The organism is Psychrobacter sanguinis (assembly GCF_020736705.1).
Taxonomy (GTDB): domain Bacteria; phylum Pseudomonadota; class Gammaproteobacteria; order Pseudomonadales; family Moraxellaceae; genus Psychrobacter; species Psychrobacter sanguinis.
On sequence record NZ_CP085990.1, the window covers coordinates 2,013,102 to 2,036,782 of the forward strand.

Here is a 23,681-nt window from a genome sequence, read left to right on the forward strand (position 1 = left end):
ATAAAAGTAACGCTCAATGAATGTAATGGCGGTTGCTAAGCCTATACTTGAGGGGCCGTTCGCTCCTCTGTCTTGGTACAGTTGACTTAAAACACTGATATGACTGAAAAACACTGATATAAGGATATAGCAGACATGACTCAATTAAATCAAGATCTAACCGGCCAGGTAGCGTTGGTCACAGGTGCTGCCAGTGGTATAGGCAGAGACATTGCCGAAACTTATGCCCAAGCTGGCGCTGCAGTAGGGGTAGCCGATATTAATTTGGCCGCGGCCCAAAAAGTCGTTGAGGCTATTGAGTCAAAAGGCGGAAAAGCCTTAGCCATTGAGATGGACGTTTCTTCTGAAACTGAAGTCAATGAAGGGGTTAAGGCCTTAGTTGGACACTTCGGTAGCATCGATATTTTGGTATCCAATGCCGGTATCCAGATTATTGACCCCATTCATAGGTTAAGCTTTAATGATTGGAAAAAAATGCAGTCTATTCATTTAGATGGGGCTTTTTTGACTACCAAAGCTGCCCTTCAGTATATGTATCAAAATCAAAAGGTTGGTACTGTCATTTATACCGGTTCAGTGCATTCTCATGAAGCCTCTTTGTTTAAAGCACCGTATGTCACTGCCAAGCACGGCTTGCTAGGACTCTGCCGAGTATTAGCAAAAGAGGGCGCTCAATATAATGTTCGTTCTCATGTGATTTGTCCTGGGTTTGTTAAGACGCCTTTGGTTGAAAAACAAATACCTGAACAAGCGGCAGAGAAAGGCATCACGGAAGAGCAAGTGATTAACGATATCATGTTGGTCAATACGGTGGATAAAGAATTTACCAGTACCGAAGACATTGCTCAGTTGGCCTTATTCTTAGCGGCTTTCCCTAGCAATGTCTTCACCGGTCAGTCTATAGTCGCCAGTCATGGCTGGTTTATGAATTAGGCTTTCAAGCCTTTTAACCTAGTTTTGACCGTTAATTTATAAGCTTTTCAGTTTATAAGTTCCTTAGCTTATACACTCATTAGTTTATGAATTATCGACCAGTTCTGGCGATTTAACAGTCTACCCCTTGTTTAAAATATGGCAATCGCTTAGCATCTCCTTGAGTTTGTTATAAATAAAGAGATTGCAGTCTATAAAGTGTCTCATCAACGTTTAAGACTTCAACTAAACTGCCCAAAAAAAGCCAGTATTTAGAGCTTAAATCATGAGCCAATAATAGACCTATTGGCTCTTTTTTATTATTTGATTTTTATAGTGACTTGCATCAGTGGCTTGCTTAAATCCTGGGCTGCAAGGAGTAAAATTATGAATCATGAAGCAACCGCATTACTACTCAAAGATGCTATCAATAATCAGCAATTTGATCGCGCTGTAGATCAGTTAAAAGATTTACGTCCCATTGATACCGCCGATATATTGGCATTATTAGACCCTAAAATTTCTTGGAAACTATTGGAGCACTTACCCAATAGAGCCACGGTATTTTCTTATTTAGAGGCCGAAGAGCAGGTCGAAATGGCCTTCTTATTCCCACGGGCGAGTCTTGCTAAGTTAGTCGGCGAGATGCCATCGGATGAACGGACAGACTTATATAAGCACCTTAATCAAAATCAACGTGATGCCTTATTACCCGCTTTAGCGCAAGCTGAGCGTGAAGATATTAGACGTCTGTCTGCCTATGCTGAAAAAACAGCAGGGGCATTGATGACCTCTGACTACGCTACCTTAAAAGCTGAGATGACAGTGGCTGAAGCGCTAGCGGCTTTACGTTTAGAAGCCCCCGATGCTGAGACTATTTATCATGCCTATGTTATTGATGAGCAGCGTAAGCTACAAGGGGTTGTCTCACTGCGTACTTTAATTCTAGCGGCACCAGAGCAGCTGATTGGCGATATCATGCTCAGTAAAGTGATTTCATCGAATGTACATCAAAACCAAGAGGATGTGGCAAAGACCATCGCTCGCTACGACTTAATTGCGCTACCTATTATTGATAATAATGGCGCTCTAGTAGGTATTGTCACCCACGATGATGCTATGGACGTCGCTAGCGATGAGGCCACAGATGACTTCCATAAATCGGGCGGTGTCTCAAGCTTAGTAAGTAGCTTTAAAGACACTAGCATTAAAATTCTATATCGTAAGCGGGTATTTTGGCTGGTATTCTTGGTGTTCGGCAACCTAATTTCGGGGGTGGGAATCGCTCACTTTGAGGATGTAATTGCGGCAAACTTAGTGTTGGTATTTTTCCTTCCTTTGTTGGTGGACAGTGGTGGAAACGCCGGCTCGCAGTCAGCAACCTTGATGGTTCGTGCCTTAGCTACTGGGGAAGTGGTCATGCGCGACTGGTTCTCCTTATTGGGGCGTGAGGCACTGGTTGCTTTGCTACTGGGTATTACTATGGCCGCTGCTATCGCTGTTATTGGTTATTTTCGTGGTGATGCGGTGGTGTCTTTGGTGTTAGCACTGAGTATGGTCTGTGTGGTAATGATCGGCTGTGTGATTGGTATGAGTTTGCCGTTTGTGTTGAACAAACTTGGCTTCGACCCTGCCAGCGCCAGTGCGCCTTTAATCACTTCAGTATGTGATGCCTCGGGTGTAGCGATTTACTTGTTTATAGCTTCCAAGTTTTTGGTGCTTTAATTCACCCACTATAAACATAGGTCAAAGACTAATAGTTAGAAGGCTACCTACTACCACTTACTACCATGTAAATAAAGCAGGGGCTATAGCATCGTGGGCGTTGTGGTTTTTTTAATCGCTAAATTCAGATAAACTGACTAACTATAAACATAGGCGACAAATGAATGTTATAAGCCAAGTAATGACGGCATCACGCGCGACAATAGATAGCAATTATCAGTTGCTAAGGGGCAATTATGTTTGATTTTATAAAAAAGACAATAACTAAGACGACCAGTAAACACGAAGCGGATCAGCAAGCACCCAAAATAGAAACTGCGGTAGAAGAGGTTCTGGCCAGTTATCCATTGGGCCGTGATAGAAATGAATTAACTAAGTTTCAATATCAGGGTGAGACGGTAACCCTAGATTTGCGCTTGGATGAAAGTGCCGATCCAGAAGAGGTTCAAAGACAGCTTGGCCTCAAGCTACAACCTTATGGTGTAGAAGAGATTAACTTAAACATAACCTTATTGCCTAAGCCTACTGGAGCGAACTCTATGTCACAGGATAACGCTATGCCTATCAGTTCTACCAAAGGTAGCAGCAAGACTTTACCAAAAACCATTGATGCTGCTGCTCCTGCCAAGTCAGCAGAGGCGAGCGAGCCTGCCATTACTAAGCGTGCACCCACTCAAGCAAGTTTACAGCCGCACCCCCGTATCAAGCACATCTTGGTAGTAGCATCGGGTAAAGGCGGCGTGGGTAAATCGACCACAACGGTAAATATTGCATTGGCGCTACAGAAGCTAGGCAATCGTGTGGGTATCTTAGATGCCGATATATATGGCCCCTCAATGCCAAGTATGTTGGGTGTTGAAGGCGTTAAACCTCAATTAGAAAATGAACAATTTGTCCCAGTAGAAGCCCATGGTTTAGCGATGCTTTCCATTGGTAGCTTATTGGATGGAGACAATACCCCTGTGGCTTGGCGAGGTCCTAAGGCCACCGGTGCGTTAATGCAATTGTTCAACCAAACCAACTGGCCGATGCTCGATTACCTAGTGATTGATATGCCACCGGGCACCGGCGACATTCAGTTGACCTTAGCTCAGCGTATCCCAGTGACCGGCGCTGTTATTGTTACCACGCCACAGCATATTGCCTTGATGGATGCTCAAAAAGGCATCGAGATGTTTAACAAAACCAGTATCCCTGTAATCGGAGTGGTGGAGAATATGGCACTGCACACTTGTTCAAACTGCGGTCATACCGAAGCCATATTTGGTGCAGGAGGCGGAGAATCTATCGCCAAAGAATATCAAGTGCCCTTACTCGGTCAGCTGCCGTTGGCAAGTGATATTCGTGCTCAAGCGGACAAGGGGGAGCCGAGCGTTATTGCCAATTTAGGAGAAGGGGACAGTTACGCGCACTTCTATTTAGATATTGCCAAAAATATTGAAGCAAATATCGCTAAGTTTGCGAAGAAGCGAGATGATGGCCGTATCTTTTAGCCAAAGGGTAATTTCGCTGTTTTAGGTCTGTGTCTGGGGCTTATGCCTAGTTTCTAGCTCTATCTTTTATGCTTAGTTTTGTTGTAAACGTTTGGGTTTCATGCGTATGCGACATGATAGTATGTTCAAACTTAAATAGATAATTGACTGTAAAAAAGGATGTTATACATGTCACAAAATGCCGAATCAATGAAGCTATCTGAATCCACTGTAGATAAAGTAGAGGATAGGTCGGCTCATAGTTTGCCTTCGACTGAGCAATTGATTAAACAAGGTCAGCCACAGTTTGGGGTTTTTGCCCACGTTGAGCAGATAAATTACTTGGACTATCACAGTCATTTAATCTCTCAACGACCAGTAGCAGAATGGCGAAAGCAATTGAAAGCCAATCAATTTGCATTCATACAGTTGGTTCATGAGCCTTATCGAGTTTGTATCGCGGTTGCCACTATTAAGCTTGCCACCACTGCCTTTGCTTATATTTATAATGAAGACTCTGAGCAGCTTGAGATAGTAGAAGCTTTGCAGCCTTTGATGCTAAATGCTCATTTCAGTGGAGACCATCAACACGGTGAGATAATATTTACTCACCAAAAACTGTCAATGACCCTGAACTTCTCACCACAACAGGTGTCTCTAAGACTAAACAGCAACGTGTTTACGGTGAACGCGGACTTACAGCGCGGATCAAATCCCTTGGCGGTGTGCTCTCCATCAGGCAGACGAGGTTGGAGCTTTACTCAAAAAGAGCCGTTTGTAGAGACTAAAGGCGAGTTAATACTACATCAGTCATCAAAGCATTATGCCAGTGCGGTGGTAGAAAAAACGATGACAGACAGTGCCATAGTCGAAACTGTTGCGGCAGATAGCGTTAACAATGTCGTAGATGCTTCTAAAAACATCTCTAAAAAGTTGGTATTTAATTCATCGACACATGCCAATCTAGACTGGACATTAGGTTTTATGCGTCATGAAACCAACTGGTTTTGGAGCTGCATAAACACTAAGCTGAGCGATCAACGTCAGTTTATGTTGAACTTGTCGATGGGTGTCAATGAGACCGGAGTAAGTGAAAATGCCTGCTGGATTGATGGTCAGATTTATTATTTACCGCCTGTGATGTTTCGAAGAGCTGAGACCGATAAGACTGAGGTATGGCACATCAGCCATCAAAATCTGGGTTGGAGTCAAATAGAGATTGACTTAACTTTTACCCCCCTTAAAGTCTATAAAAAGACAGATGACTATGGCGTGATAGCCAGTATCTTTGAGCAATGGATAGGGCTATATTCTGGTCAGATTAAACTTGGCCAACAAACAGTGACGTTAGATAAGATCATGGGACTGGCAGAAGATCACTTCGCTAAGTGGTAACCGCTGTATTGTATGATTAATAGGTACATTAAGAAGACGAGTGTGACTACTAAAAGACAATTGAGGGTAGATATAAGACAATGGCTGAACAGGGATTGGTAGAGATTTATTACATTTTTAAGTACTTAATACATATGAGTATTAGCACAAAGCTACTAATGAGCGTAAAATAGCAGCATGAAATCGCCTGAATGAGGAATACATTCAATCACAAGGCTGTAATTAATAGGTTGAATCTCTTATAATCAACCTTTTTTTATACTATATTTTTTAAATTAGAAGTTTGAAATCAACAGTTTGAGGGTATGAAATGTCAATAAAGTCTGACCGCTGGATTCGTAAAATGGCTGAAGAGCATGGCATGATTGAGCCGTTTGAAGCAGGTCAAGTTCGTTTCAATGAAGCTGGTGAGAAGTTGGTCAGTTATGGGACGTCCAGTTACGGTTATGATGTTCGCTGTGCCCGTGAGTTTAAAGTGTTTACCAATGTGCATTCAGCGATTGTTGATCCCAAAAACTTTGATGAAAATAGTTTTATTGATATTGTTGGTGATGAGTGTATCATTCCCCCCAACTCATTTGCTTTGGCGCGTACCGTAGAGTATTTCAGAATCCCTCGTGATGTATTAACCATCTGCTTAGGTAAGTCAACATATGCTCGCTGTGGTATAATCGTCAACGTTACCCCATTAGAGCCAGAATGGGAAGGTCATGTGACCTTAGAGTTCAGTAATACTACCACCTTACCTGCACGCATTTATGCCGGTGAAGGGGTAGCGCAAATGTTGTTCTTCCAAAGTGATGCTGATGACATTTGTGAGACCAGTTATAAAGACCGTGGTGGTAAATACCAAGGTCAAAGAGGGGTTACGTTACCTCGCACTTAAGCATCATCTGTACTTGCACTTAAGCATCATCTGTACTTGGGTATTGAAAATCAAGTGTTAGAGTTTGCAGCTATTAGAAATTAAGTGTTTTCACGATAAGCTATTGAATATTTTACAATTTAATATAGGGTGTTGCCTCAAAAATTCATAAATGTCAATGTCTCTAAAAGCGAGGTCTATCCCGAATTATGACCCTCGAATGCACCATTAAATTGGCATTTTATGCATAAAAAAAGTATAGTAACACCTTAATTTTGCCAGCCGATGTATCCTAAAAGTAAGTGCTCTTTCCTATTATTCTATTTTGGGCATTAATGGATACGTGCCAGTGAGGAGATATACAGATGAGTTCCGCCTTTAATTGGTCAGCAATAGCCTTTATTTTGGCTGCCATTGGTTTGGTCATATTTATGCTGGTAGTACCACGTTTATTAGGTGGACGCTCGCAAGGTACAGAAAAAGAAGAAGTATTTGAATCGGGCGTTGTCGGAGCTGGCAATGCCCGAATTCGTATGTCTGCAAAATTCTATCTTGTGGCTATTTTCTTCGTTATTTTCGATTTAGAAGCCTTATATCTATATGCTTATGCAGTCTCCGTTAGAGAAGTAGGCTGGATTGGCTTCGCCACCGCAGCGGTATTCATCGGTATTCTTTTTGTGGGTCTGGTTTATGAGCTTAAATTAGGCGCTATGAACTGGGCACCTTCTGATAAGCGTCGTAAGAAAGAGCGCTTAACTCAGGCACCAGCCGGATTCAACTTAGCGAGCATCACCCAGTTTAATGGTATTGATGAATTGCATACCGACCCTACGGGTAAAGTGCCCGCCCAATCTTCTGGTCAGGTTAACGTATCTAACGATATTGAGGCCAACAAGCGCCATTTAGCCAACATTGACCATAATATCAACGTCGCTGGTAATGTTACCAGTGTAGATTTCAAAGCATTTAATAAATCATCTTCTAACAAATCGTCTTCTTAAGGGTTATATCATGAAATATACGCTAACCCGTGCAAATCCTGACGCCGATACTTATCCAGCGCAGACACGTCAAACCGTTACTGATCCTCTTGAGGAAGAAGTAAACCGTAATGTGTTTATGGGTAAGCTTGAGGATATGGTACATGCCTCAGCCAACTGGGGACGTAAACACTCACTTTGGCCGTTTAACTTTGGTACGTCGTGCTGTTATGTTGAATATGCAACAACTTTGACAGCCGTTCATGACTTATCACGTTTTGGGGCAGAGGTTATTCGTGCTTCCCCTCGTCAAGCAGACGTTATGATTGTGGCAGGGACTTGTTTTGTGAAGATGGCCCCAGTTATTCAACGTTTATATGAGCAAATGCTTGAGCCAAAATGGGTTATCTCAATGGGCTCATGTGCTAACTCTGGCGGTATGTACGATATTTATTCAGTAGTACAGGGTGTGGATAAAATTATTCCAGTGGACGTTTATGTTCCAGGTTGTCCACCACGTCCAGAGGCTTTAATTCAAGGTTTGATGCTGTTACAAGAGTCAATTACCAAAGAGCGCCGTCCACTAGGGGCTTATGTAAATGAGAAAGGCATCTATCAACCTCAAATGCTACCTGAGCGTGATCGCAAACAAGCCGATCGTATTGCGGTTAAAAACTTACGCAGCCCAGACAGCATTTAATTGTTATTAGCTTAAGTTATTAGTAGTAGCTTAAGCTATTAACAGCTTGATAAATAATACGGGTTTTGGTTCAGCTAAACTGGCGTAAACCCTAAGTAATAAATATATTCACCCTTCCGTATTCGCAATAATTGCAATGACTCTGAGGTAAGCGGTAACCATGGTAACGGATAATAGCAACGCGACTAACCCTAATAGCGCCAATCCAAATACAACACAACACCCTGTGTTGCGTGAACTTGGACATAAATTTGCGGGTAAATTTACAGAGCAATTTACTTTCGACTGTATTCCTACCATTTGGGTTTCACGAAACGATCTACTCGAAATCCTAATGTTCTTACGCACGTTACCTAAGCCTTATGTGATGTTGCTTGACTTATCAGCAATAGATGAGCGTTTGCGTAAACATCGTGATGGGCTACCCGCCAGTGATTTCACGGTCTTTTATCATCTTATGTCTCTCGAGCGTAATAGTGATATTCGTATCAAAGTGGCTTTGTCAGAAGATGACTTAAAAGTACCGACGGCGACTAAAATCTGGCCAAACGCCAACTGGTACGAGCGTGAAGTATGGGATATGTTTGGGATTACCTTTGATGGTCATCCGCATTTAACCCGTATTTTATTGCCTAAGTATTGGGAAGGTCATCCGCTACGCAAAGAGTATCATGCGCGTGCCACTGAATTTACCCCTTACTTCTTAAACGCGGCCAAACAGCAGTTTGAACAAGAAAACCTGCGTTTTGTTCCTGAAGAGTGGGGTATGAAACGTAGTGGTCGTGATGAAGACTTTATGTTCTTGAACTTAGGTCCTAACCACCCTTCTGCTCACGGTGCATTCCGTTTGGTACTTCAGCTTGATGGTGAAGAAATCATCGACTGTATCCCAGATATCGGTTATCACCACCGTGGCGCCGAGAAAATGGCAGAGCGTCAAACTTGGCACTCTTACATTCCTTATACCGACCGTATTGATTACCTAGGCGGGGTAATGAATGAGCTGCCTTATGTCATGGCAGTTGAACAATTGGCTGGCATCACGGTACCAGAACGTGCTCAAACTATCCGTGTGATGATGAGCGAGTTCTTCCGTATTACCAACAACCTATTGTATTTCGGTACCTTTATTCAGGATGCGGGTGGTATGACCCCAGTATTCTATATGTTTACTGACCGTCAAAAAGCCTATGACGTTATCGAAGCGGTAACCGGCTATCGTATGCACCCTGCCTGGTTCCGTATTGGTGGTACAGCCGCTGACTTACCGCGTGGTTGGCAGCGTCTGGTTCGCGAATTTTTGGACTGGATGCCTAAACGCTTAGACGAATATGTTAAAGCGGCTATGGAAAACTCAGTATTAAAAGGCCGTACCCAAAACGTTGCCCAATATGATGCTAAACAAGCCTTAGCTTGGGGTGTTACTGGTGCAGGTCTACGTGCTACCGGTGTTGATTTTGACTTACGTAAAGCACGTCCGTACATGGGCTACGAAAACTACGATTTTGAAGTGCCTTTGGGTTATAACGGTGATGCTTATGACCGCTGTATGGTTAAGATTGAAGAAATTCGTCAGTCGTTACGCATTATTAGACAGTGTATGGACAATATGCCGTCAGGTCCTTATAAAGCGGACCATCCATTGGCCGTCCCACCGCCAAAAGACCGTACGTTAAACGATATTGAGACTTTGATTAACCACTTTATCTCTGTGTCGTGGGGTCCGGTAATGCCTGCTGGTGAAGCCTCAATGATGGTAGAAGCCACCAAAGGTATCAACAGCTACTATATTACTTCAGACCGCTCAACCATGAGTTATCGTACCCGTATTCGCACCCCAACGTTTGCTCACTTACAGCAAATGCCTTCTGTAATTAACGGCAGTTTGGTGTCTGATGTGATTATCTATTTAGCCTCAATTGATATTGTGATGGCCGATACAGACAGATAAAAGATAGCGGATAGTTTTCAATTTTCTATGGTATCAAGCCAGCAGGCCATAAATTAGACCTGGCTAGCAGTTAAAGAGAAAATAAGACAATGATTAAGATTGTGACCGATAAAGCCCCAACTGTAGATGTTGCTAGCATCTTGACTGCTCAAGAGATTGAGGGGATTCATGAGTATATTCATCATTATCCTCAAGCTCGAGCAGCGTCACTAGATGCGTTGAAGTTGGTACAGAAGCGCAATGGTTGGGTGGATGATGCTCAAGTCAATGCCATTGCTAATTTACTGGATGTGCCAGTAACCGATATTGAAGGGGTTGCTACCTTCTTTAACCGTATTTATCGCTCACCAGTAGGTCGCCATGTTATCTTGGTTTGTGACTCTATTGCCTGTTATTTGACCGGTTATGAAGAGCTAGCTGCTGAGTTGAAATCACAGCTGGGTATCGAATTTGGTCAGACCACAACAGATGGTCGTTTTACCTTACTGCCTATCTGTTGTTTGGGTAACTGCGATAAGGGCCCTTCTGTGTTAATTGATGAAGATACCTTTGGTCCGGTTACGCCTGATCAGGTTGCCGAGTTATTGGAGTATTATCCATGAGTCAGAATGAACAAGTATTAGCGGCTGAAACTGCCGAGACACCAAGACTAAGCATTGCTGAACAGTTTGCCCGTCGTAAGCAGGGTCAAGCACCTAGTCAATTGAATAGTCAGCGTGTGCCTATTTATGGTGATAAAGCTACGGCCACTATTGAAACCAAGCCATTGACTTGGCGCTTAGCGCATCATGACGCTATTTTGGATTTAGAAACTTATCAATCATTGCGTGGTTTCGAAGGTTTAAAGACCGCTTTAAGTAAAGCACCTAAAGAAGTCGGCGATATGATTAAAGCGGCCAACGTTCGTGGTCGTGGTGGTGCAGGTTTCAACGCCGGTCTAAAATGGACATTCATGACACCTCCAGATGGCGGACCTCGTTACTTAATCTGTAACGCCGATGAGATGGAGCCAGGCACATTCAAAGACCGCCTGCTTATGGAGCGTCTGCCATTCCAGCTAATTGAAGGTATGCTTATTACTGCCCATGCTATTGGAGCTACTGACGGCTATATCTTTATTCGCGGTGAGTATATTGTTGCCGCTGAGCGCTTGATGGCAGCTATTGATGAATGTTTGGCCAATAATTTAATGGGCGACAACATCTTAGGCTCAGATTTCAGCTTTAACTTACATGTTCATACCGGTGCAGGTCGTTATATCTGTGGTGAAGAGACCGCATTAATTAACTGTCTTGAAGGCCGCCGTGCGAACCCTCGTACCAAGCCTCCTTTCCCACAAGTGTCTGGGGCATGGGGTAGACCAACGGTAGTTAACAACGTTGAAACCCTAAGCAACATGCCGGCGATTTTGATCAATGGTGTTGAGTGGTATCAGTCTTTACCTAATGAAAAAGGCAACACGACTACCCCAGGTACTAAAATCTTTGGCTGCTCTGGTCTGGTCAATGATCCAGGCTTATGGGAATTGCCTTTTGGCTATACCGCCCGTGAAATTATTGAAGATTTCGCTGGAGGCATGAAGCAAGGTAAACGCCTTAAAGCTTGGTTGCCGGGTGGTGCGTCAACTGACTTCCTTACCACTGAGCATTTAGATGTGCCCATGGATTTTGACACTATCCAAAAGGCGGGTAGCCGTATGGGTACAGGTCTAATCATGGTGGTAGATGAGTCACAAGACATGGTGCCATTACTTAAGAACTTAGAAATATTCTTCCAACGTGAGTCTTGCGGTTTTTGTACCCCTTGTCGTGACGGGTTGCCTTGGGGCGTGAAGCTACTAACGGCAATTGATGATGGTCAGGGTAAAGTGGGTGATGTTGAAAAGTTAGAAGGCTTAACCCGCGATTTGTGGTTGGGTAAAACTTTCTGTGCACACGCTCCAGGTGCCATGGAACCGCTGATGAGTGCACTTAAATATTTCCGTCATGAATTTGACAGCAAGATTGTGGTACCAGCCGTCGAAGTAGATGCTGAAACCTCAGAATGGGCGCAAACAGAAATTAAAAAAGTAATGTCATCTATGGTAAGTAGCAATCCTGCGGCATCGTCTAATTCAGGCGCAGATACCGGTAGCAACAATAATTCGGATACAAAAGCAGGCGCAGAAGCCGGGAATAATACCCCAACTTCTAAACCTAGTGATGTGAAGTAGAGGAGTAGAAACAGGCATGGCGGTCATACATATTGACGGTAAGCAGGTCGAGGTAAACGGGGCAGATAACCTTCTAGAAGCGTGTTTGTCACTGGGTATCGATGTGCCTTATTTCTGCTATCACCCTGCACTTGGTTCAGTCGGCTCATGCCGTCAGTGCGCGGTAAAGCAGTTTAACAACGCAGAAGACGCAGCAGCAGGTAAAGGTCGATTGGTAATGTCATGTATGGTAGCACCTACCGATAACATGTACATATCAGTAGATGATGCCGAAGCAAAAGCGTTTCGGAAATCTATCGTAGAATTCTTAATGACCAACCACCCACATGATTGTCCAACATGTGAAGAAGGCGGTCATTGTCACCTGCAAGACATGACTTATATGTCAGGTCATAACAAACGTCGTTATCGCTTCACTAAGCGTACTCACCATAACCAAGAATTGGGTCCTTTCATTGCACATGAAATGAACCGCTGTATTGCTTGTTATCGCTGTGTACGTTATTACAAAGACTATGCGGGCGGTGAAGATTTAGGGGTATATGCCTCAAACAACCGTGTGTATTTCGGTCGTGATAAAGATGGTCAATTTGAAAGTGAATTTTCGGGTAACTTAACCGAAGTATGTCCAACAGGGGTATTCACTGACAAGACGCATTCAGACCGTTATAACCGTAAATGGGATATGCAGTATGCCCCAAGCATCTGTCATGGCTGTTCTGCGGGTTGTAATATTTCAGCGGGTGAGCGCTATGGCGAGCTTCGTCGTATTGAAAACCGTTATAACGGCGAAGTAAACCGTTATTTCTTATGTGACTTAGGTCGTTTTAGCTACGGCTATGTCAACCGTGAAGATCGTCCTGTTCAAGCCATTGAACATATCAATGATAAGCATGTCAAAATCAATATTGATTATGCATTGGATGAAACGGTTAAGCGTCTAACGGGTAAAAGAGTTATCGGTATTGGGTCGCCAAGAGCCAGTCTAGAAACCAACTTTGCGCTAAAAAAACTGGTTGGATTCGAAAACTTCTCTACAGGCCTAAACAGTCATCAACAAAGCTTGGTCGAAAAATGCATTGAGGTTTTGAGCACTCAAGGCATTTATAATCCGACTATGGCTGAAATTGAAGAGCATGATGCGGTATTTATCTTGGGTGAAGATGTTACTCAGACAACACCTCGTATTGCACTGGCGATCCGTCAAGCGGCCAAAAACAAAAAGATCAAAATGGCCGAAGCGCTAAAAACTGAGTCTTGGTTGGCAGAGCCTGTACAGCGTATTGGTCAAAAAGAGTTAAGCCCTGTTTATATTGCCGATACGGTTCAAACCAAACTCGACGATATCAGTAAAGTTAGCTGTGTGGCGACACCAGAAGATATCGCGAGCTTAGGTTTTGCAGTTGCAGAAGCCATTAACGCGCTGGGTAATGACCTTGAGCAAATCAAAAACAATGCGCCACAAGATGATGCCCAGTTAGATCCAATGCAAGCTTTGGCTCAGCAAATTGCTTTTGACTTGGTCGCCGCAGACAAGCCTTTGGTGGTTTCAGGTACTGGTCAATTTAGCGTGGCTATTATCGAAGCCTCAGCACAGATAGCCCAAGCATTAACAGGCAAACGTAGCGAGATTAAAGCTTACGAGCTTGAGCAAATTGAAGTCCACAATGCCAAAGTTCGTGCACAAGCTGCTGAAGCACAGCCAAGCGAAGATCAAGAGTTGGATGCCAAACCTGATAAAGCGGGTCAATCTAAATCTGCTGATGAATTAGAGCGTGATCCACAGCAACCACCACTAGAATTAAAGCAAGCAAACGATAAGTATAGCCAACAAGCTGGCCTATATCTAAGTGTACCTGATGCCAACAGCGTAGGTGTTTGCTTATTAGGTGGCAAGCCAGTAGAACAATTATTGGCAGCAGACTTTGATGCGGTCATCGTGGCAGAAAATCAGTTAACCGATGCTTTAGATATTGAGAAATTAGCTCAGTTATTGGCCAATAAAACGGTTATTGCTTTAGATCATCAAAGCCTACATTGGCATAAGTTCGTTGATATTGTATTGCCAGCAGCCAGCTTTGCTGAAGCCGATGGTACGCTTGTATCAGCCGAGGGTCGCGCACAACGCTTCTTCCAAGTATATGATCCAAGCTACTATGATAGCAAAAACTGCATCAAAGAAGGATGGCGCTGGTTACATGCAGTTGAAACAAGCTTAAACCAATTGCCACTGGACTGGACTCAGCTAGATGATGTTATTAACGAATTGGTTAAGACTCATCCTAACTTGGCGGGTATCAAACAAGCTGCACCGGAAGCTGATTTCCGTATCTCTGGATTGAAAATTGCGCGTGAACCAAGACGTTATTCGGGTCGTACTGCAATGCGTGCTAATTTATCAGTGCATGAACCTATGCAGCCTAAAGACTTGGACACCGGCTTAACTTTCTCAATGGAAGGTTATAGTGGCACCCAAACACCAGGTTCGATGATTCCTTTCGCACAAGCACCAGGCTGGAACTCACCTCAGGCTTGGAATAAGTATCAAGATAAAGTGGGCGGCAGCTTAAAGCAGGGTGACCCTGGTATTCGTCTGTTCGATTTAATTGATGATGCCAAAAAACATGCCAAACGTGATTATATCCGTCCTGAGCTAACTCAGCCTATTAAGACCAGTATTTTCCAAGGTCAAGCTAAGTTGGTTCCTGTACACAACTTGTATGGCGGATCGCCTATGGCGCATAGAAGCCCTGTTATTGCTGAGCAAATGCAACAACCTGCTTTCTACATTGGTGTTGAAGATGGTGAACATTGGCAAGTTAGCAATAACGATTGGTTGGCCGTCACTGTAGATGGGCAGCGTGTAGAATTACCAGTGGTTATTGTTCCTTATTTAGCAGAAGGCTGTATTGGTTATCCAGTAGGTCAAGTACCAATTTTACATGGTCATTTACCAGCATCTGTGACAAAAATAGATCGTCCAAAATCTATGAAATCAGCATTCAATAACAACAAACCACAGTTAGAGGGTCAGGGAGGCTAATATGGAATCTATTCGAATCATCCCTGAGGTACCAGGCTTTTTAAGCCAAACTTTATCAGTTGACGCTTGGCATACATTGTTCCTAGTCGGACAATCTTTGGTTATTTTCTTAGTGGTCGTTACTGTTGCGGCATTAATGATTATTTATGAACGTCGTATGCTGGCTTTATGGCAAGACCGTTATGGCCCTAACCGTGTAGGCCCATGGGGATCATTACAACTAATCGCTGATATGTTAAAAATCTTCTTTAAAGAAGATTGGACACCTAAGTTTGCTGATAAATTTATGTTTATCTTGGCGCCAGCGATTGCGATGTTTACGGCACTGGCTTCATTTGCCATTATTCCTATTTCTCCAACTTTAGGTGTGGCAGATTGGAACATTGGTATTTTGTTCTTCTTTGCCATGGCGGGTATGGCAGTTTATGCGGTTATGTTCGGTGGTTGGGCTTCTGAAAACAAATATTCTTTATTAGGTGGCTTGCGTTCGGCAGCACAAACTATTAGTTATGAGGTTTTCTTAGGCTTATCACTAATGGGTGTTGTGGCAATGACAGGGTCATTTAACCTACGTGATATTGTAACGGCGCAAACAGGTGGCTTTTGGCACTGGAACGTCTTCCCACAGTTTTTAGGCTTTTTAACCTTCGTTGTTGCGGGTGTGGCTGTAACTCACAGACATCCATTTGACCAACCAGAAGCTGAGCAGGAACTAGCAGAAGGGTATCATGTCGAATATTCAGGCATGAAATTTGGTATGTTCTTCATTGGTGAATACGTCAACGTTGTGCTTATTTCAGCATTAATGACCTGCTTGTTCTTCGGCGGTTGGGACGCTCCTTTAAATCTAGGCTTTACCATTTTACCTCCTGCATTTTGGTTTATGATTAAGACCTTATTCTTCATGACAATGTTCGTCTTGGCGCGTGGTTCATTATTGCGTCCAAGATATGACCAAGTTATGAACTTCGGTTGGAAAGTCTGTCTACCGGTAACGTTGATTAACTTACTGATTACGGCTGCTTTAATATTAATCTCAGCAGTATAAATTGATATTAGCCTCATCAACCTAGATTGATAATGTTTAATATTCTAGATTGATGGGGTGCCAACAAGATAACAGTGGTCGACAGATTAAGTAAGTGGCTATCGATTTAATGGGCTATTTAATTAAATACCATTTGATTAAATGCTATTAGACAGCAAGTTATAAAAGACCAAAGTTAAGTAGAACTTAGTCTATTGAAAAATTACTGGGTTTTTGAATCTTCTATTTATTAGGTTTGATGGATCCTTTAAAGCTGAAATTCCTTTGTGTTATCCATATAAAGGAATATCAGTATTAACGATGAAATCACTGATAAGCAATTAGAGAAGTTAACATGTTTAAAACGTTGAAAAATACAGTCGTGGGCATGTTTACCATTGTTCGCTCTATGTGGATGGTTAACAGTCATGCGTTTAGACCTCGAGATACCATATTGTATCCTGAACAGCCTGTTCCTGTGCCGCCACGTTTCAGGGGTCGTATTGTACTGACCCGTGATCCAGATGGAGACGAGCGTTGTGTGGCTTGTAACTTATGTGCAGTGGCTTGTCCTGTGGCTTGTATCTCATTACAAAAAGCTGAGCGTGAAGATGGGCGCTGGTACCCTGAGTTTTTCCGTATTAACTTCTCTCGCTGTATCTTTTGTGGTATGTGCGAAGAAGCTTGTCCGACGACAGCCATTCAGTTAACTCCAGATTTCGAGTTGGGTGAATATGTACGTCAAAACTTAGTATACGAAAAAGAACATCTATTAATCTCAGGTCCAGGTAAATATCCTGATTATAACTATTACCGTGTTAGCGGTATGGCGATTAAAGACAAACCAAAAGGTTCTGCTCAGAATGAGGCCCAACCTGTCGATTTAAGGAGTCTATTGCCATGAGTTGGCTACACTGGTTCGATAATACTGCACTGGTAGGGTTCTATGCATTAGGCTTGGTAGCAATTATTGCTAGTTTACGCGTCATTATGCTGGCCAATCCTGTTCATGCCATTCTTTCTATGATTGTGACGTTACTTGCTTTAGCAGGTATCTTTTTTATCCTTGGTGCGCCATTTGCAGGTGCATTACAGGTCATCGTTTATGCTGGTGCCATTTTAGTACTGTTCGTATTCGTCATTATGATGTTGAACTTAGGAACTAAAAACGAGGAACGTGAGAGTAAATGGTTGTCCTCAGATACGTGGGCAGTACCAGCCGCACTAACCTTTATTATTGCGGTTGTTCTGACTTATTTAATCTCAATGGGTAATGGTTTATCTCATGCCGATGGCTCAGTAGTGGCCGCAACAATTGGCGCAGAAACTGTCTCTGCTAAACAAGTCGGTATTGCTCTATTTACAGAGTATTTACTGTTAGTAGAAGTAGCCGCACTGCTGTTATTGGCTGCCTTGGTTGCCGCTTATCACTTGGGTAAAAGAGCATTAGATGACGAAAATGATAGTCATAATCGCCATCTTGCTGCGCCAAGAGGTCACACTGATCAGGATTTCGACTATCAGTCTATTGATGCAAAAGAGTTTATCAACACTAACATTCAATATAACAAGAATGATGCGTCCTATAATGCCAGACCAAACCTGCACAATAAGGAGGATAGTTAATGGCAACTGCAACCTCTGAAACAGTTGATACCGTTCAAGGTACGACTGTGAGTAATGCAAATCTAGATGCTACTTCGGCACAGTCGCTGCATGTTACGCCTGTCGAAATGGTGCAGGGTGCGCCGAATACGGTAGCAATAGAGAATTCTATTGTGGGTCCTATTCCGATGGAACATGGACTGATCTTAGCAGGAATTATTTTCGCTATTGGTCTATGTGGTGTTATGGTTCGTCGCAACTTTTTATTCATGCTAATGAGTTTAGAGATTATGATGAGTGCTGGCGGACTTGCCTTTATTGTTGCAGGCAGTCATTGGCTAAGTGCCGATGGTCAAGTTATGTTCATCTTTATCCTAACTTTAGCTGCTGCTGAGGCCTCGTTGGGCTTAGCAATCCTATTACAGTTCTACCATCGCCGTGGTCATTTAGATATTGATTCGGCCAATGAGATGAGAGGTTAATGAAATGAGTTTATTAGCGTTAACCTTTATTTTTCCTGCCATCAGCTTTCTGATTTTAGCGTCGATGCGTGACAAATTATCAGAAACCGCAGCCAAATGGTTAGGCGTTGGTAGTATGGGGCTATCTGCACTATGTGCATTAGTAGCTTCTGTTAGCTATTTACAGACCAATGATCCCAGTACCGTTATCAATGTTCCGTTATGGACTTGGTTACAAGTTGGGGATTTCGCCCCTGCTTTTGGTCTAAGCTTTGATGGCTTAGCCTTAACCATGTTAGGCGTTATTACTGGAGTGGGTTTCTTAATACATCTATTTGCTTCATGGTATATGAAAGGCGACATCGGGTTTGCTCGCTTCTTTAGCTACATGAACTTGTTCGTTGCCAGTATGATTTTACTGGTATTGGCAGATAACTTATTGCTTCTCTATTTAGGTTGGGAAGGGGTAGGTATCTGTTCTTACTTGCTCATTGGTTATTACTATCATGATAGAGCCAATGGTCGCGCTGCTATGAAAGCGTTTACCGTGACCCGTATTGGTGACGTTTTCTTAGCCTTCGGTTTGTTCTTATTGTTCCGTGAATTCGGCACTCTAAATATTCAAGATATTATTACTCAAGCGCCTCAAATGTTCGAAGCCAATAACTCTACTTTAGTGTTGGCAACGATGATGTTGGTAGGTGGTGCTATGGGTAAATCAGCACAGATTCCGTTACACACTTGGTTGGCCGACGCGATGGCAGGCCCAACGCCTGTTTCTGCATTGATTCACGCCGCGACGATGGTAACGGCTGGGGTTTATTTAATCGCCCGTCTACATCCATTATTCATGTTAACTCCTGGCATCTTGCTTTATTGGGTAGGTGCAATGGGTGCGATTACCTTGGTAGTTGCAGGTTTCTGTGCGCTAGCACAAACCGATATCAAACGTATCTTAGCTTATTCGACCATGAGCCAAATTGGTTACATGTTCTTAGCGCTAGGTGTTGGTGCATGGCAAGGGGCTATCTTCCACCTAATGACCCACGCTTTCTTTAAAGCCCTGTTATTCTTATCAGCAGGTGCGGTAATTACAGCCGTTCACCATGAGCAGAATATCTTCAAGATGGGCGGTCTGCGTAAAAAGATACCATTGGTATTTTGGTGTTTCATCGTCGGTGGTGGTGCATTGGCCGCTATTCCTTGGATCACCGTTGGTTTCTATTCTAAAGAAGCGATTCTTTGGGAAAGTTATGCAACTGGAAACCAAGTACTGTTTTACATGGGTGTGTTTGGTGCGTTCTTAACCTCTTTATACACCTTCCGTATGATTTGGTTCACCTTCTTTGGTGAAGAAAAAACTCATGCACACAAGCTATCTGGTATCTCTTATCAGTTGCCACTAATCGTATTATTGGTATTGTCTACTGCCGTAGGTGCGTTAATTACGCCACCATTGCAAGGCGTTTTACCAGAGAGTGTGGGCCATTTATTAGAATTAAATGGCGATGCGCATGCGAAGCATACTGCAGAATATATCGCTATGGGCGCTATGGCTGCCGGCCTAATCCTAGCTTTCTTACTATATGTGGCCAATAGCGGTAAATTGTTGGCTAAGTTTAAAGCGTCAAGTTTGGGCGGTGCTATTTATTATTGGTGCTATAACGGTTTAGGCTTTGATGCTTTATATGATTTAGTATTCGTTAAACCATTTATATTAATTGGCAAATTACTTAAAGCGGATCCTGTCGATAAAACATGGAACATCCTACCCGCAATCGCTTCTGCTGGTAACAAAGTGATGTCCATGACTCAAACAGGTTCACTTCGAGGATATGCTGCAAGCTTTGGATTGGGGATGGCAGTGTTATTGATACTAGTCATGACGACGGTGATTTAAGATGACAGAATTTCAATTAGCTTGGATGTTGCCAGCATTAATTGCGACCCCGTTCATTGCGGGTACGCTCTGCTGGTTAGTAGAGAAGATAAGTAATCGTCTGCCACGCTGGATTGCCTTAATTGGTATGATCATCACTTTTGGTCTATCTCTAGTATTGTGGCGTGAAGGCGCGTTCGCCGGTATGAGTCAGCAAGTATTGGCACCTACAGCTAAGCTACCTTGGTTTGCTGAATTTAGTGTGCCTTGGATTGACTCTTTCGGCATCAGTTTCCATTTGGCCTTAGATGGCATGTCGTTATTAATGGTATCGCTAACCGCGTTCCTAGGTATTATGGCGGTAGGTTGTTCATGGGGTGAAATTCAGCGCCGTGTCGGCTTTTTCCATCTTAACCTGCTATGGAGTTTAGGTGGGGTAATCGGGGTTTTCTTAGCCATCGATTTATTCTTGTTCTTCTTCTTCTGGGAGATGATGTTAGTTCCCATCTATTTCTTAATTGCCATTTGGGGTCACAATGCGACCAATGGCAAAACCAAAGAATATGCAGCAACTAAGTTCTTTATTTATACTCAGGCCTCAGGTCTTATCATGTTGGTTGGTATCTTATTACTGGTCATCATGAACTACCGTACTTCAGGTATCTTTACCTTTAACTACAATGAGTTATTGGGCGTTCAGTTGGGCGGTTGGGAATATCCCATCATGCTGTGCTTCTTTATTGGTTTTGCGGTTAAGTTGCCTATCATGCCATTCCACGGCTGGCTACCAGATGCTCACGCTCAAGCACCAACAGCAGGTTCTGTTGACTTGGCAGGTATCTTAATTAAGACAGCCGCCTATGGTCTGATTCGTTTCGTACTGCCATTATTTCCAGCAGCCTCACAAGATTTTGCGCCAATTGCTATGACTTTAGGTGCTATCGGTATCTTCTACGGTGCTTGGTTGGCTTTCGTTCAGACTGACATTAAGCGTTTATTGGCTTATACCAGTATTTCGCATATGGGCTTTGTGGTATTGGCCATCTATGCTGGTACATTGCTCAGCTTGCAAGGATTGATGGTTCAGATGTTGGCTCACGGCTTATCGTCAGCGGCTCTGTTTATTATGGCCGGTCAATTGTACGAACGTATGCACACCCGTGAACTTCCATTGATGGGTGGCATGTGGGGTCAGTTCCGTTATTTCGCGCCATTATTAATGTTCTTCTGTGCGGCTCTATTAGGTATTCCAGGTACTGGTAACTTTATCGGTGAATTCTTAATCCTATTGGGCTCTTTCGAAAAATATCCAGTATATGTGGTTATTGCTACCTTCAGTTTAGTATGGGCAGGATTATATTCGTTGATTATTATTCACCGTGCATTATTTGGTAAAGAAACTGTGCCTAAGTTTGCGACGGTTAGCACTGATGCCAATACGGTCCAGCCAGTGGCTCAACAAAATCATGCGGTACAACCAGCCAATGCCACATTGGCAGTTACTGACATTCCTCCTACGCATATGATTAATCATAGCTACGAAGGTGAGGAAGAACATGATAAGCCCATTAATCTTTACGATTTAAACAAACGCGAACTTATGTTACTGCTTACATTGGCCATCGGCTTGGTTTGGTTAGGCTTATATCCACAAACTGTATTAGACACGTCTAGCCATGCGATGCAGTGGATTAGTAATGCCTACAATTATCATGAAGTTGTTAATTTTGACACTGTAGAATCTATACAGTCAGCAGTTGCCGCAGCGGAGGTACGTTAATGAATAATCTTCTAGCAAATGCTTGGCCTGTATTATTGCCTTTTGCACCAGTGATTATTGTTGCGGTTACTTTATTAGTCGTAATGATCTCGATTGCTTTAAAACGCTCACATTTCTTGACCGGTACTGTAGCAGTTGTAGGGTTAAACCTAGGTTTATTTACCCTCATCGGTCAAATCATGGGGTGGTTCGCGGTTCCTGATCAAATGATTGTTAGCCGTATGTTTATTGTTGACCCCTTTGCTCAGTTCAACATGGTATTTATTTTCTTATCGTCATTGGCTTGCTGTACCTTAGCATACCCTTACTTTAAGACTTTTAAAGACCATAAAGAAGAGCTGTACATGTTGCTATTGTTGTCAACTATTGGCGCATTACTAATGGTAACAGCACATAACTTAGCCTCATTCTTCATGAGTCTTGAGTTATTATCGGTACCTTTATACGGTATGTTGGCTTATGCCTTTATGCGCGATCGTTCATTAGAATCAGGTTTGAAGTACTTGGTGCTATCGGCGACCGCTTCAGCCACCTTACTGATGGGTATGGCGTTTATTTATGCCTCAACAGGTACCCTTGAATTCAAAGAAATTGCCAATGCTTTAGGCAATGTATTTGAATCGCCATTGATGATTTTGGGCGCAGCGATGATGGTGTTTGGTATTGCCTTTAAATTATCGGCAGCGCCATTCCACATTTGGACGCCAGACGTTTATCAAGGTGCACCAGCTCCTGTCGCGACATACTTAGCGTCAGTAACTAAAGTGGCGATGATGGCATTGGCGATAAGATTTATGTTGGATGCTGCTGTATTGGCATTGCCGACAGTTAATACCTTGTTGTTAGTGATTGCTACTTTATCTATCCTGTTTGGTAACTTATTGGCATTACGTCAAACTAACTTAAAGCGTTTATTGGGTTACTCTTCAATTGCGCATATGGGTTATGTATTGGTAGTGGCCGTTAGTATTGGTCCAGGTGCTTATTCAATCACCAATATGTATATGGCGATGTATGCTTTAACCTCATTGGGTCTGTTTGGTGTGATTACCTTAATGTCTAGCACTTATAAAGATGCTGGAGAAGCGGCTGAACTGTCTCATTACCAAGGTTTATTTTGGCGTCGTCCAGTGTTGACTGGGGTTATGACAGTGATGCTATTGTCTATGGCGGGTATTCCATTAACTGCAGGATTTATCACTAAATTCTTCGCGGTAGTGGCTGCTGTAGATGGTCAGCAGTGGTTCTTAGCGGCTATGATTATCCTAGGTAGTGCGATTGGTTTATTCTACTACTTGCGTGTCATGTTGACTCTATTCAAGCGTCCAACCAGAACTATTGAGTTTGATGCATTGGGCGAATGGGGTATTCAAGCAGGTGGTTTAATGGTAATTTTAGTGACCCTGATTGTATTGTATGTGGGTATATTACCAAATGACTTTATCGGTTGGGCGACCCAAGCTATTATTTGGTAAGCCAATCGGTTAAGACAACCGCGCTCTAGATGAGTTGCACAGTATGATATGTTATGCTTGTAGGGCGAAATGCTCTACAAGCATTTTTATTGGTCTAATAAACTGCTCTAATAACTAGCCTAGCTAATCGTTAAAACTAATCATCAAAGCTAAGTATCAAAGATTAGGTTCTAAATAGTAATACTTAATACCTGTTAAC

At 43.0% G+C, this 23,681-nt stretch carries 18 protein-coding genes; all 18 read left to right on the top strand.

The window, feature by feature from the left end; all coding sequences use genetic code 11:
• The first annotated feature begins 135 nt into the window (after positions 1–135).
• Complete coding sequence (locus LK453_RS08530) at positions 136–933, top strand: 3-hydroxybutyrate dehydrogenase (protein ID WP_007395339.1); 798 nt, start codon at positions 136–138, stop codon at positions 931–933.
• Positions 934–1,299: 366 nt separating this feature from the next.
• Positions 1,300–2,637, top strand: coding sequence for a magnesium transporter (gene mgtE, locus LK453_RS08535; protein WP_201528799.1), 1,338 nt, complete (start codon positions 1,300–1,302; stop codon positions 2,635–2,637).
• A gap of 236 nt (positions 2,638–2,873) precedes the next feature.
• Positions 2,874–4,130, top strand: coding sequence for an iron-sulfur cluster carrier protein ApbC (gene apbC / locus LK453_RS08540; protein WP_201535159.1), 1,257 nt, complete (start codon positions 2,874–2,876; stop codon positions 4,128–4,130).
• Between the two features lie 168 nt (positions 4,131–4,298).
• Entirely contained in the window at positions 4,299–5,504 is a 1,206-nt protein-coding gene (locus LK453_RS08545) for a DUF2804 family protein (protein WP_201541562.1), read from the top strand.
• Between the two features lie 310 nt (positions 5,505–5,814).
• Positions 5,815–6,390, top strand: coding sequence for a dCTP deaminase (gene dcd / locus LK453_RS08550; protein ID WP_007395335.1), 576 nt, complete (start codon positions 5,815–5,817; stop codon positions 6,388–6,390).
• 344 nt (positions 6,391–6,734) lie between these two features.
• Complete coding sequence (ndhC, locus tag LK453_RS08555; protein ID WP_007395334.1) at positions 6,735–7,370, top strand: NADH-quinone oxidoreductase subunit A; 636 nt, start codon at positions 6,735–6,737, stop codon at positions 7,368–7,370.
• 10 nt (positions 7,371–7,380) lie between these two features.
• Complete coding sequence (locus tag LK453_RS08560) at positions 7,381–8,049, top strand: NuoB/complex I 20 kDa subunit family protein (protein WP_007395333.1); 669 nt, start codon at positions 7,381–7,383, stop codon at positions 8,047–8,049.
• A 160-nt stretch (positions 8,050–8,209) separates the two neighbouring features.
• Complete coding sequence (gene nuoC / locus LK453_RS08565) at positions 8,210–10,000, top strand: NADH-quinone oxidoreductase subunit C/D (RefSeq protein ID WP_201535155.1); 1,791 nt, start codon at positions 8,210–8,212, stop codon at positions 9,998–10,000.
• 92 nt (positions 10,001–10,092) lie between these two features.
• Positions 10,093–10,602, top strand: a complete 510-nt coding sequence (nuoE, locus tag LK453_RS08570) for an NADH-quinone oxidoreductase subunit NuoE (RefSeq protein ID WP_201535301.1) — start codon at positions 10,093–10,095, stop codon at positions 10,600–10,602.
• A gap of 101 nt (positions 10,603–10,703) precedes the next feature.
• Complete coding sequence (gene nuoF, locus LK453_RS08575) at positions 10,704–12,212, top strand: NADH-quinone oxidoreductase subunit NuoF (RefSeq protein WP_265088886.1); 1,509 nt, start codon at positions 10,704–10,706, stop codon at positions 12,210–12,212.
• Positions 12,213–12,228: 16 nt separating this feature from the next.
• On the top strand, positions 12,229–15,255 hold the full coding sequence (gene nuoG, locus LK453_RS08580) for an NADH-quinone oxidoreductase subunit NuoG (RefSeq protein WP_201535151.1): 3,027 nt from the start codon (positions 12,229–12,231) through the stop codon (positions 15,253–15,255).
• 1 nt (position 15,256) lies between these two features.
• Complete coding sequence (nuoH, locus tag LK453_RS08585; RefSeq protein ID WP_007395328.1) at positions 15,257–16,303, top strand: NADH-quinone oxidoreductase subunit NuoH; 1,047 nt, start codon at positions 15,257–15,259, stop codon at positions 16,301–16,303.
• Between the two features lie 334 nt (positions 16,304–16,637).
• Positions 16,638–17,186 carry an NADH-quinone oxidoreductase subunit NuoI gene (gene nuoI, locus LK453_RS08590; RefSeq protein WP_007395327.1) on the top strand — a complete coding sequence of 183 codons (549 nt, stop codon included), beginning with the start codon at positions 16,638–16,640 and terminating at the stop codon, positions 17,184–17,186.
• Positions 17,183–17,908: an NADH-quinone oxidoreductase subunit J gene (gene nuoJ / locus LK453_RS08595; protein ID WP_201528789.1), complete on the top strand. Its 726-nt coding sequence runs from the start codon at positions 17,183–17,185 to the stop codon at positions 17,906–17,908. Before nuoI ends, nuoJ begins: the two co-directional genes overlap by 4 nt.
• A 152-nt stretch (positions 17,909–18,060) precedes the next feature.
• Positions 18,061–18,369: an NADH-quinone oxidoreductase subunit NuoK gene (nuoK, locus tag LK453_RS08600; RefSeq protein WP_044298463.1), complete on the top strand. Its 309-nt coding sequence runs from the start codon at positions 18,061–18,063 to the stop codon at positions 18,367–18,369.
• A 4-nt stretch (positions 18,370–18,373) separates the two neighbouring features.
• Positions 18,374–20,248, top strand: coding sequence for an NADH-quinone oxidoreductase subunit L (gene nuoL, locus LK453_RS08605; RefSeq protein WP_201535138.1), 1,875 nt, complete (start codon positions 18,374–18,376; stop codon positions 20,246–20,248).
• A 1-nt stretch (position 20,249) separates the two neighbouring features.
• A complete protein-coding gene (gene nuoM, locus LK453_RS08610) occupies positions 20,250–22,007 on the top strand; it encodes an NADH-quinone oxidoreductase subunit M (RefSeq protein ID WP_201535125.1) in 1,758 nt (585 codons plus the stop codon).
• Positions 22,007–23,482 (top strand): NADH-quinone oxidoreductase subunit NuoN, encoded by a 1,476-nt coding sequence (nuoN, locus tag LK453_RS08615; RefSeq protein WP_201535122.1) that lies wholly within the window; start codon positions 22,007–22,009, stop codon positions 23,480–23,482. The genes nuoM and nuoN overlap by 1 nt, the downstream gene beginning before the upstream one ends.
• The last annotated feature ends 199 nt before the right edge of the window (positions 23,483–23,681 follow it).